General features: G+C 60.2%; 8 protein-coding genes. 6 read left to right on the forward strand and 2 right to left on the reverse strand.

Going from position 1 to position 11,763, the window contains the following annotated elements; translation table 11 throughout:
* The first annotated feature begins 93 nt into the window (after nt 1-93).
* The 6 genes from HU754_RS12715 to pepN are packed head-to-tail and all read left to right on the forward strand — an operon-like array spanning nt 94 to nt 6,610.
* A complete protein-coding gene (locus tag HU754_RS12715; protein WP_003224174.1) occupies nt 94-984 on the forward strand; it encodes an NAD(+) kinase in 891 nt (296 codons plus the stop codon).
* Nucleotides 984-1,955, forward strand: a complete 972-nt coding sequence (locus tag HU754_RS12720; protein ID WP_093430727.1) for a metallophosphoesterase — start codon at nt 984-986, stop codon at nt 1,953-1,955. Before HU754_RS12715 ends, HU754_RS12720 begins: the two co-directional genes overlap by 1 nt.
* Nucleotides 1,952-2,821: a rhomboid family intramembrane serine protease gene (locus HU754_RS12725; RefSeq protein WP_175554020.1), complete on the forward strand. Its 870-nt coding sequence runs from the start codon at nt 1,952-1,954 to the stop codon at nt 2,819-2,821. Before HU754_RS12720 ends, HU754_RS12725 begins: the two co-directional genes overlap by 4 nt.
* A 33-nt stretch (nt 2,822-2,854) precedes the next feature.
* A complete protein-coding gene (locus HU754_RS12730; RefSeq protein WP_007919229.1) occupies nt 2,855-3,115 on the forward strand; it encodes a YeaC family protein in 261 nt (86 codons plus the stop codon).
* Nucleotides 3,112-3,942 (forward strand): DUF2797 domain-containing protein, encoded by an 831-nt coding sequence (locus tag HU754_RS12735; protein WP_093430729.1) that lies wholly within the window; start codon nt 3,112-3,114, stop codon nt 3,940-3,942. Before HU754_RS12730 ends, HU754_RS12735 begins: the two co-directional genes overlap by 4 nt.
* A 10-nt stretch (nt 3,943-3,952) precedes the next feature.
* The gene (gene pepN / locus HU754_RS12740; RefSeq protein ID WP_186624349.1) at nt 3,953-6,610 is read left to right on the forward strand and encodes an aminopeptidase N; all 2,658 of its coding nucleotides are present in this window, start codon (nt 3,953-3,955) and stop codon (nt 6,608-6,610) included.
* A 399-nt stretch (nt 6,611-7,009) separates the two neighbouring features.
* Here pepN and katG read toward each other — a convergent pair whose 3' ends face one another.
* Together katG and HU754_RS12750 are read right to left on the reverse strand one after the other, a co-directional pair.
* Nucleotides 7,010-9,280, reverse strand: coding sequence for a catalase/peroxidase HPI (gene katG / locus HU754_RS12745; protein WP_186624350.1), 2,271 nt, complete (start codon nt 9,278-9,280; stop codon nt 7,010-7,012).
* Between the two features lie 151 nt (nt 9,281-9,431).
* Nucleotides 9,432-11,642, reverse strand: coding sequence for an LTA synthase family protein (locus HU754_RS12750; protein ID WP_186624351.1), 2,211 nt, complete (start codon nt 11,640-11,642; stop codon nt 9,432-9,434).
* Between the last annotated feature and the right edge of the window lie 121 nt (nt 11,643-11,763).

The raw sequence follows: 11,763 nt of genomic DNA on the forward strand, positions 1-11,763 counted from the left end.
TGAGCGCACCCTTGAGGCTGAAAGGATTTTGTCTAACCGGCGCTTTCGCCCATAATCGTGCTTTTCGCGTTTTCGATTGTCCGCAGAGGTCCCATGGAGCAATTTCGTAATATCGGCATCATCGGTCGCCTGGGCAGTTCCCAGGTGCTGGATACCGTCCGCCGACTGAAACGGTTTCTGCTCGATCGTCACCTGCATGTGATCCTCGAAGACACCATCGCCGAAGTCCTGCCAGGCCACGGCCTGCAAACCTCCTCGCGCAAGATGCTCGGCGAAGTCTGCGACATGGTCATCGTTGTCGGCGGTGACGGCAGCCTGCTCGGCGCCGCACGGGCGCTGGCCAAACACAATATTCCGGTGCTGGGGATCAACCGTGGCAGCCTCGGCTTCCTCACCGACATTCGCCCGGACGAGCTGGAAGTCGAAGTCGCCAAGGTGCTCGACGGCCATTATCTGGTGGAAAACCGCTTCCTGCTGCAAGCCGAAGTGCGCCGCCACGCCGAGGCCATTGGTCAGGGCGATGCGCTCAACGACGTGGTGCTGCACCCCGGCAAATCGACGCGGATGATCGAGTTCGAGCTGTACATCGACGGTCAGTTCGTCTGCAGCCAGAAGGCCGACGGCCTGATCGTCGCGACGCCGACCGGTTCCACCGCGTATGCGCTGTCTGCCGGCGGGCCGATCATGCATCCCAAGCTCGATGCCATTGTGATTGTGCCGATGTACCCCCATATGTTGTCGAGCAGGCCAATTGTGGTCGATGGCAACAGTGAGCTGAAAATCGTCGTGTCGAAAAACATGCAGATTTACCCGCAAGTCTCCTGCGATGGGCAGAACCACTTCACCTGCGCGCCGGGCGACACCATCACCGTCAGCAAGAAAGCACAGAAGCTGCGGCTGATTCATCCGCTCGACCACAACTACTACGAAGTCTGCCGCACCAAGCTCGGCTGGGGCAGCAAGTTGGGTGGTGGAGGCGACTGATGCTCGATCCCGCGCGCAGTTATGACCTGATTGGTGACGTGCACGGATGCGCCCTGACCCTTGAACACTTGCTGGACCGTCTCGGTTATCACAAGCAGGGCGGGGTCTGGCGGCATCCATCGCGCATGGCCGTGTTCGTCGGCGATATCATCGACCGTGGCCCGCGCATCCGCGAGGCGCTGCACATCGTCCACGACATGGTCGAGGCCGGTCAGGCCTTGTGCATCATGGGCAACCACGAATTCAACGCATTGGGCTGGAGCACGCCGGCGCCGCCAGGCAGCGGCAAGCAGTTCGTTCGCGAACACACGCCGCGCCACGCGCGTCTGCTGCACGAAACCCTGACCCAGTTCGAAGACCACCCCGGTGACTGGCACGATTTCCAGCGCTGGTTCTATGAGTTGCCGCTGTTTGTCGACGCCGGCCGCTTCCGCGTCGTGCATGCCTGTTGGGATGCCGGCCTGATCGAGCCGTTGCGCGCGCTGTTCCCCAATGGCTGTATCGACGAACACTTCCTCCAGGCTTCGGCGGTGCCGGACAGCTTTGCCTGCACGGTGTTCGATCGCCTGCTGCGCGGCACCGACATGCGTTTGCCCGATGGTCTGACCATGACCAGCGGCGATGGTCTGGTGCGCTCGTTCTTCCGCACCAAGTTCTGGGAGGACGATCCGAAGACTTACGGCGACATCGTTTTCCAGCCTGATGCACTGCCAGATCCGGTGGCGCAGAAGCCACTGACGTCCAGCGAAAAAAACAACCTGCTGCGCTACGGCGTCGACGAGCCACTGCTGTTCGTCGGCCATTACTGGCGCAGCGGCAAACCAGCGCCGATCCGCCCGAACCTCGCGTGCCTGGATTACAGCGCGGTGCTCTACGGCAAACTCGTCGCCTATCGTCTGGATCAGGAAACACGTCTGGATCCGCATAAATTTGTCTGGGTCGATGTCGAGCGGCCGGAGGTGCTGCAATGACTGCGGTAGCGGTATTACGTCTGCCGTTGGCGGTGGACTTGAGTGGTTTCGTCAAACTGCTGCAACGCATGCAGGTCCCGCATCGGGTCAGCGAAGAGGCCGGCGAACAAGTGCTGTGGGCGCCGGCGGAAATCAGCGAAGACGTGCGCTCCTTGTACGAACGCTTCCCGGCGGGCGATCCCGAGCAAACACTGGACATACCCGTTGCGCAGACCTTCAAGCGGCCGAGCTTCGCCGAGCAACTGAAATACGCCAAGGCCACCGGGTTCATCCTGTTGTTGTGCCTGATCGTTGGCGGATTGACGTACCTCGGCGAGAACCTGCAAACGCTGCGCTGGCTGACCTTTCTCGATTTTCAGGTGGTCGGCGAGTACATCCATTTCACGCCATTGGCCGACAGCCTGGCGGCAGGGCAGTGGTGGCGTCTGGTCACGCCGATGCTGATCCACTTCGGCATTCTGCACTTGGCCATGAACGGCATGTGGTATTGGGAGCTGGGCCGGCGTATCGAGTCGCGTCAGGGCAGTATCAACCTGATCGGCCTGACGCTGCTGTTCAGCCTGGTGTCCAACTACGCGCAATTTGCCTGGAGCGGTGCGACGTTGTTCGGCGGTCTGTCCGGCGTGCTGTACGGTTTGCTTGGACATTGCTGGATCTTCCAGCTGCTGGCGCCGAACCCGGCCTATCGCCTGCCGCGTGGCGTGCTGGTGATGATGCTGGTGTGGTTGCTGGTGTGCATGTCCGGGCTGATCTCGATGATCGGTTTCGGCGAAATCGCCAACGCCGCCCACGTCGGCGGGTTACTCATCGGATGCTTCACCGGTTTGTTGGGCGGTTTGTATAACCGCCGTAAACTGGCCGCCTGAAATTTTCAGTAGATAAAGAGCACGGAGACCCTGATGTCCTCTTTTAACGACATGATCAACAACATCACCCCGGACATCTACGAGAGCCTGAAACTGGCCGTGGAAATCGGCAAGTGGTCCGACGGTGGCAAACTCACCGCCGAACAGCGCGAGCTGTCGTTGCAGGCGATGATCGCCTGGGAAATCCAGAACCTGCCTGAAGACCAGCGCACCGGTTACATGGGCCCGCAGGAATGTGCATCGAAGTCGATCGAAGTGCCGAACATTCTGTTCAAATCGGATGCCATCCATTGATCGAGATTGGCCGCGGTGCAATCAGCAAAATGTCGGCGCGCCTGGACGGGCCGAACGTGCAATACGCGTTTCGTCTGGATGACGTCGAGGTGCCGGTCAACCCGTTGATCGGCAGCACGGTGCGTCTGGAATACCTGGGGGCGATCCACTGCACCCATTGCGGGCGCAAGACCAAAACCAGTTTCAGTCAGGGTTATTGCTACCCGTGCATGACCAAACTGGCGCAGTGCGACCTGTGCATCATGAGCCCGGAGCGCTGCCACTATGACGCCGGCACCTGCCGCGAGCCGGAGTGGGGCGAGAAATTCTGCATGACCGACCATGTGGTTTACCTGTCCAATTCGTCGGGGATCAAGGTTGGCATCACTCGTGCTACGCAACTGCCGACTCGCTGGATAGATCAGGGCGCATGTCAGGCATTGCCGATCATGCGCGTCTCGACACGGCAGCAATCGGGCTTCGTTGAAGACCTGTTCCGCAGTCAGGTCGCGGATAAAACCAACTGGCGCGCGCTGCTCAAGGGCGATGCGGCGGCGGTCGATCTGGCGCAGGTACGTGATCAGTTATTCGAAAGCTGCGCCGAAGGCCTGCAAGGTTTGCAGGAGCGCTTCGGCCTACAGGCTATTCAGACGATTGCCGATGTAGAACCGCTGGAAATCCGCTATCCGGTCGAGCAATACCCGGCCAAAATCGTCAGCTTCAACCTGGACAAGAACCCGATTGCCGAAGGCACGCTGCTGGGGATCAAGGGCCAGTACCTGATCTTCGACACCGGCGTGATCAACATTCGCAAGTACACGGCTTATCAGCTCGCCGTGCATCAATAAGGACGCCAGCATGCGCACCGAACAACCGAAGATGATTTACCTGAAGGACTATCAGGCGCCCGAGTACCTGATCGACGAAACACACCTGACCTTCGAGTTGTTCGAGGATCACAGCCTGGTCCACGCGCAGTTGGTGATGCGCCGCAATCCGGCACGTGGCCCGGGCCTGCCGCCGCTGGTGCTCGATGGCCAGCAGTTGGAGTTGCTCTCGGTAACGCTGGCGGATCAGGAACTGTCTGACGGCGACTACCAGCTCACCGAAAACCACCTGACCCTGCAGCCGACCAGCGAAAGCTTCACGGTCGACACCAGCGTGAAGATCCATCCGGAAACCAACACCGCGCTGGAAGGCCTGTACAAGTCCGGCACGATGTTCTGCACTCAGTGCGAGGCCGAAGGTTTCCGCAAGATCACCTATTACCTCGACCGCCCGGACGTGATGAGCAAGTTCACCACCACCGTGGTCGCCGAACAGCACAGCTATCCGGTGCTGCTCTCCAACGGCAACCCGATTGCCTCGGGCCCGGGCGAAGACGGCCGGCACTGGGCAACCTGGGAAGACCCGTTCATGAAACCGGCGTACCTGTTTGCGTTGGTGGCCGGTGATTTGTGGTGCGTTGAAGACAGCTTCACCACCATGACCAACCGCGATGTTGCACTGCGCATTTATGTCGAGCCGGAAAACATCGACAAGTGCCAGCACGCGATGAACAGCCTGAAGAAGTCGATGCGCTGGGACGAAGAGGTTTACGGTCGCGAGTACGATCTGGACATCTTCATGATCGTCGCCGTGAACGACTTCAACATGGGCGCGATGGAGAACAAGGGCCTCAACATCTTCAACTCCAGCGCCGTGCTGGCCCGCGCCGAAACCGCGACCGACGCCGCGCATCAGCGCGTTGAAGCAATCGTCGCCCACGAATATTTCCACAACTGGTCGGGCAACCGCGTGACTTGCCGCGACTGGTTCCAGCTGTCGCTGAAAGAAGGTTTCACCGTATTCCGTGACTCGGGCTTCTCTGCCGACATGAACTCGGCCACGGTCAAGCGCATTCAGGACGTGGCTTATCTGCGCACCCACCAGTTCGCCGAAGATGCCGGCCCGATGGCCCACGCTGTGCGCCCGGACAGCTTTATCGAAATCTCCAACTTCTACACCCTGACCGTGTACGAGAAGGGTTCGGAAGTGGTTGGCATGATCCACACCTTGCTCGGTGCCGAAGGCTTCCGTAAGGGCAGCGATCTGTACTTCGATCGCCATGACGGCCAAGCGGTGACCTGCGACGACTTCATCAAAGCGATGGAAGACGCCAACGGTGTCGACCTGAGCCAGTTCAAGCGCTGGTACAGCCAGGCCGGCACGCCGCGTCTGGCGGTGAGCGAGTCTTACGACGCTGCCGCAAAAACCTACAGCCTGACCTTCCGCCAGAGCTGCCCGGAAACCCCGGATAAAGTTGAAAAACTGCCGTTCGTGATTCCGGTCGAACTCGGCCTGCTCGACAGCCAAGGTAACGAAATTGCCTTGCGTCTGAGCGGCGAAGCGTCGGCGCAAGGTACCACCCGCGTGATCTCGGTGACCGAAGCCGAGCAGACCTTCACCTTCGTCGACATCGCCGAACAGCCGCTGCCCTCGCTGCTGCGCGGTTTCTCCGCGCCGGTCAAGCTGAGCTTCCCGTACAACCGCGATCAGCTGATGTTCCTGATGCAGCACGACAGCGACGGCTTCAACCGCTGGGATGCCGGTCAGCAACTGTCGGTGCAAATGCTGCAAGAACTGATTGGCCAGCAGCAGAAGGGCGAGAGCCTGAAGCTTGATCCGCGCCTGGTCTCGGCGCTGCGTACGGTGCTGTCGGATGAGTCGCTGGATCAGGCCATGGTCGCCGAAATGCTTTCGTTGCCGGGTGAGGCGTACCTCACTGAAATCAGCGAAGTGGCGGATGTCGATGCGATTCATATCGCCCGTGAGTTCGCTCGTCAGCAACTGGCGGAAGGTCTGTTCGAAGCGCTGTGGCTGCGTTATCAGGCCAACCGTGATCTGTCGAAGCAAACCCCGTATGTGGCCGAAGCCGAGCATTTCGCCCGTCGCGCGCTGCAGAATATCGCGCTGTCGTACCTGATGCTCAGTGGCAAGCCGGAAGTACTTGCGGCGGCGCTGGAACAGTTTGAAACAGCCGACAATATGACCGAGCGCCTGACCGCGCTGGCGGTGTTGGTCAATTCGCCGTTCGAAGTGCAGAAAGCCTTGGCACTGGCCAGTTTCGCCGAGCACTTCAAGGACAACCCGCTGGTGATGGATCAGTGGTTCAGCGTGCAGGCCGGCAGCACCTTGCCGGGCGGTCTGGAACGGGTGAAAGCGTTGATGCAACACCCGGCGTTCAACATCAAGAACCCGAACAAGGTGCGTGCACTGGTCGGTGCGTTTGCCGGGCAGAACCTGATTAACTTCCACGCGGCGGACGGTTCCGGTTATCGCTTCCTCGCGGATCTGGTGATCGAGCTGAATGGCTTCAACCCGCAGATCGCTTCGCGCCAACTGGCGCCGCTGACTCGCTGGCGTAAATACGACGATGCGCGTCAGGCGCTGATGAAGGCTGAGCTGGAGCGGATTCGGGCGTCTGGGCAGTTGTCGAGTGATGTGTATGAGGTGGTGAGCAAGAGCCTGGCTTGATGGTGTATTGGCGTCGGTGTTCGAGCTGTGGACCGGCCCTCACCCTAGCCCTCTCCCAGTGGGAGAGGGGACTGACCGAGGTGAATGTTTTGAGTTACACCGACCTGAAAGTCCGGAGTCGAACTCAGATTCTGAAACAGATCAAAAGCCCCTCACCCTAGCCCTCTCCCGGTGGGAGAGGGGACTGACTGAGGTGGATGGTTGAGTTACACCGACCTGAAAGTCCGGAGTCGAACTCAGGACTTGAAAAGCACGAAGATCGGCTCCCTTTCCCCCTCGCCCCCCTGGGGGAGAGGGCTGGGGTGAGGGGGTAGGATTTACGCATCACCATAAAACCCAAGCCGTACACACAAAAAAACGCCGCATTGAAACAATGCGGCGTTTTTATTTTCCGAAAAATTACTTCAAATCAAAGCGATCCAGATTCGTCACCTTCGTCCACGCCGCAACAAAGTCCTTAACAAACTGCTCCTTCGCATCCGAACTGGCATACACCTCAGCCAATGCCCGCAGTTGCGCATTCGAGCCGAATACCAGATCAACCCGCGTCGCCGTCCACTTCACGCTGCCGGTTTTACGGTCACGCCCCTCGAACTCATCCGCATCCCTCGAAGTCGGCTTCCACTCCACCCCCATGTCCAGCAGGTTGGTGAAGAAGTCGTTGGTCAGCGCCTCGGTCTGCGAAGTGAACACACCATGCCGGGTTTGCCCGACATTGGTGTTCAACACCCGCAAACCGCCCAGCAGCACAGTCATCTCCGGTGCGGTAAGCGTCAGCAGTTGCGCCTTGTCAATCAGCAACGCCTCGGCCGAGACGGTGTATTTGCCTTTGCTGTAGTTGCGGAAGCCATCGGCAATCGGTTCAAGGAAACCGAAGGAATCAACATCGGTTTGCTCTTGGGTTGCATCCGTACGCCCCGGTGTGAACGGCACCGTGACCGAGTGGCCAGCGTTTTTCGCTGCTTGCTCGACCCCGGCATTCCCGGCCAACACGATCAGGTCTGCCACAGAGACTTTCTTGCCAGTGGCTGCGCCGTTGAATTCATTTTGAATGCCCTCAAGGGTTTGCAGCACTTTGGCCAGTTGCTCAGGCTGGTTGGCCTGCCAGAACTTTTGCGGTGCCAGACGCAGACGGCCACCATTGGCGCCGCCGCGCTTGTCGGAGCCACGGAACGTCGAGGCAGCGGCCCATGCGGTCGAGACCAGTTGCGACACCGAAAGGCCTGACGCGAGGATTTTGCCTTTCAGCGCAGCCGCGTCGCTGTCGTCGATCAGCGGATGACTGACATCCGGAATCGGATCCTGCCACAGCAATTCTTCGCTCGGCAGTTCCGGGCCGAGATAGCGCGACAATGGGCCCATGTCGCGGTGGATCAGCTTGTACCAGGCTCGGGCGAAGGCGTCGGCCAGTTGATCCGGGTTGGCGAGGAAGCGCCGCGAGATCTGCTCGTAAGCCGGGTCGAAACGCAGCGCCAGGTCGGAGGTGAGCATGGTCGGCGAAAGCTTTTTGCTCGGATCATGGGCATGCGGAACGGTACCGGCACCGGCGCCGTTTTTCGGAATCCACTGATGCGCACCGGCCGGGCTTTTGCTCAGCTCCCACTCGAAACCGAACAGGTTTTCCAGGTAGTTGTTGCTCCACTTCGTCGGTGTGGTGGTCCAGGTCACTTCCAGACCGCTGGTAATGGTGTCGCCACCCTTGCCGGTACCGAACGCGTTGCGCCAACCGAGGCCTTGTTCTTCGAGGCCGGCCGCTTCCGGCTCAGGCCCGACGTTATCGGCTGGGCCGGCGCCGTGGGTTTTACCGAAGGCGTGACCGCCAGCGATCAACGCGACGGTTTCTTCATCGTTCATGGCCATACGGCCGAAGGTTTCGCGGATGTCGTGGGCTGAAGCGACCGGGTCTGGATTGCCTTCCGGACCTTCGGGGTTCACGTAGATCAGGCCCATTTGCACGGCGGCGAGCGGGTTTTCCAGATTGCGTTCGCCCTGATCGGTGCGGCTCTCTTCTTTGCCATGCAAATCCGGCTCGGCGACCAACGTACCGTCACCGGGTTCCTGCATGGCGGACTTGTCCTTGCCGTAACGGCTGTCGCCGCCCAGCCATTCGTGCTCCGAACCCCAGTAAACGTCTTCGTCCGGCTCCCACACATCGGGGCGGCCACCGGAGAATCCGAAGGTTTTGAAACCCATGGATTCCAGCGCGACGTTCCCAGTGAGAACGATCAGGTCAGCCCAGGAAATATTGCGGCCATATTTCTGCTTGATCGGCCACAGCAGGCGCCGGGCCTTGTCGAGGCTGACGTTGTCCGGCCAGCTGTTCAGTGGAGCGAAGCGCTGTTGCCCGGAGCCGGCGCCACCACGGCCATCGGCGGTTCGATAGGTGCCGGCGCTGTGCCAGGCCATGCGGATGAAGAGGGGGCCGTAGTGGCCAAAGTCGGCCGGCCACCAGTCCTGAGAGTCGGTCATCAGCGCATTGAGGTCTTGTTTCAGCGCCTGGAAGTCCAGGCTTTTGAAGGCTTTGGCGTAGTCGAAATCCTTGCCCAACGGATCGGACTTTGGCGAATGCTGACTGAGGATTTTCAGGTTGAGTTGATTCGGCCACCAGTCACGGTTCGTCGTGCCACCACCGGCGGCGTGGTTGAACGGGCATTTCGATTCGTTTGCCATGTTCGGGTCCTTATCAGGTCTGCTACGGCCGGCTCGTGCCGACTTCGGACTAGTAAGGCTAGACCCGACTGGGGAAGTCAGCTAATAGGCCGACTATTGGACGTTGATAGTCAGAACCTTTTACTGCGCGCTCGCCCCTATAGGACCTTGATCAGGTGGATTGGGCCGTGTCGTCCTCCGGCACGTCGTCAAGGATGTCCTCTTGCCCTGGCAACTCGGTAATCACACTGAAATCCGTCACCTCAACCGCGCCCAATCCATACCCCAGCAAATGGAAAGAAAACGCTTTGCGCTCTTGCGGGTTGTCGAAGCTGAAGTTCATTTCCAGTGGCTGCTCGGCGGTTGCCACCATCTCCTGCGGCAGGCCAATCTGCACGTCCTGTTCAAACTCCTTGGCCTTGAGCTGAATGTACGCCGCTTGTTGCGGATCGACCGAGCGTACGGTCAGGCGCACGCGGGTGTGCGAGCCTTTGGGCATTTCCAGGTACTGCGCGCCGATCAGGTTGTCGGCCCAGTCATCCTTGATTTGCGCTTGCAGCGGGATGACGTTGGTGCTGCCGAACTGATAGCGATGATTGAGCGGCGTGCGCAGCAGCGACAGGTCGAGGGCGTTGGCGCGGGCGGCGATCTGCCGGGCCGGATGACCGCTGTAGTTGCCTTTGTACGTGGCGCTTTCAGCGATGAAGCCGGCGCTTTCGTAATAGCGGCAGCGGCGCGGCATGTCGCACTCGGAAAAAATCCCCTGACCGTTGTGATAGCGCAGCTTGCCGTTGGTGAACGACATGATTTCGCGGCCGCTGTCGTAGTCGCGAAACAGCGAGCGGCCGCTCAGCGCGGAAGGCACCGGCAGGTCGAAGTAGTCGAGGATGGAAGTGCTCAGATCGACGTGGCCATACACGCCTTTGTTGAGCCTTGGCAGTTGTTCATGCTCCGGCGCCAGGGTCAGGTTGAAGCCCCATGAAGAGGCCAGGCGCACGCCGTCAATGCCATGGGATTCGTCCGAAGTGATCACCACCAGCGTGTCTTTCAGGACGCCCTGGCGTTCGAGGCCCCTGAGGAATTGCTCCAGCGCATCGTCGAGATAACCGACGGCGGCCTGTTTCGGCGTTTCGTAGCGCTCCAGGTATTCCTCGGGCGCGGAGTAGGGCTGATGGGTGCCGACGGTCAGCAATGTCAGCATCCACGGCTTCTTCTGCTTTTTCAGTTGGCCGACATAATCCAGCGCACCTTCGAAAAACGCCTTGTCATCCTTGCCCCACGGGAATTCCAGATAATTGCTGTTGCTGAACCATTCCAGACCATGAGTCGCATCGAAACCAATGTGCGGCATGATCTTGTCTTTGGCCATGAAGCGCAGCCCGGCACCTTGCAGATAGTGCGTGCTGAAGCCGTGTTCGCGCAGCTGCGCCGGCAGGCAGGCCTGATTGCGCTCGTTGAGGGTGAGCATTTCCACGCCTTTGGGCGTGCCGTTGTTGAGTTTGTCGTAATCGCCGCAGAGCATCGCGTACAGACCGCGAATGGTCTGGTGCGTATGCAGCACGTAGTCCGGGGTGTTCATGCCGCGCTCGGCCCAGCGGCTGAGGTTGGGCATCAGGTCTTCCTGATAATGGCTGCCGATCGCCTCGCGGTTGGCGCGGATGTAAGCCCCGGGAATGCCTTCCAGCGCGATGATCAGCACGTTGCGTGCTTGTCCCGGCGCGGCCAGCAGTTTCTGCCCGTTGAGGTCGACGTCGGTGAGCCCGGCCATGGCCGGCGCGGGTTCTTCGACATCGCCGTCCAGCCATTCCTCGGCCTGGATCTGCAGATCGGCGACCTCGCTGGCCAGCAATTGGTGCGGCAGGTTGTACTGGCGCCACGGATCCGCTTCGCTCGGCCACAGGTTCTGCGCGCCCCAGTGGGCGGCGAACAACACCAGCGGTGCGCTCCAGGCAGCGCGGGGCAGGGGCGAACGTGGCAGGTTGCGGTTGGCAAACCGGGTCAGCAGCCAGAACAGCAGGGCCAGTACCAAAGTGATGCCCAGTGCAGGATGGGCCAGGCCGCCACCCGTGGAGTTTTCCACGAACTGCGGATCGATCAGGTAATGAATGTCCGAAGGCGTCGGCAGCCGACCGACCGCGCTGACCAGTTCAGCGGTCGCCACCGCCAGCAATCCCCAGAACAGCAACACCGGCAAGGCCAGCCACCACGCCCGGCGATGCAGCAACACCACCAACAGGCTGCCGATGGCCAGATCCGACAAATAGCCCAGCGGTGCCGACCAACCCAGCGCCGCACGCAGGCACAGCGGCACCACCAGCACCAGAACAATCAGGGAAAAGAGGCGGGCATGCGGCTGCCGCAACCGATTAAAAAGAGCGCTCACAAAAAAGACCTTCCAGCCATTAAACCGTCATAAAAGTGTGCGCGATGATACCAAGGGTGAGCTGTCTGATCGCCCTTTTAAACCCTCAGCTGATGCGCTGGTGCGGTGGCCTCTGAAGGTG

Origin of the sequence: Pseudomonas zeae (assembly GCF_014268485.2) — a bacterium.
In the GTDB taxonomy this organism is placed as follows: Bacteria; Pseudomonadota; Gammaproteobacteria; order Pseudomonadales; family Pseudomonadaceae; genus Aquipseudomonas; species Aquipseudomonas neuropathica.

Bases quoted from the DNA above. Each gene is read 5' to 3' on its own strand.
- HU754_RS12715 (WP_003224174.1), top strand. From the start codon at position 94: ATGGAGCAATTTCGTAATATCGGCATCATCGGTCGCCTGGGCAGTTCC.
- HU754_RS12720 (WP_093430727.1), top strand. From the start codon at position 984: ATGCTCGATCCCGCGCGCAGTTATGACCTGATTGGTGACGTGCACGGA.
- HU754_RS12725 (WP_175554020.1), top strand. From the start codon at position 1,952: ATGACTGCGGTAGCGGTATTACGTCTGCCGTTGGCGGTGGACTTGAGT.
- HU754_RS12730 (WP_007919229.1), top strand. From the start codon at position 2,855: ATGTCCTCTTTTAACGACATGATCAACAACATCACCCCGGACATCTAC.
- pepN (WP_186624349.1), top strand. From the start codon at position 3,953: ATGCGCACCGAACAACCGAAGATGATTTACCTGAAGGACTATCAGGCG.
- katG (WP_186624350.1), bottom strand. From the start codon at position 9,280: ATGGCAAACGAATCGAAATGCCCGTTCAACCACGCCGCCGGTGGTGGC.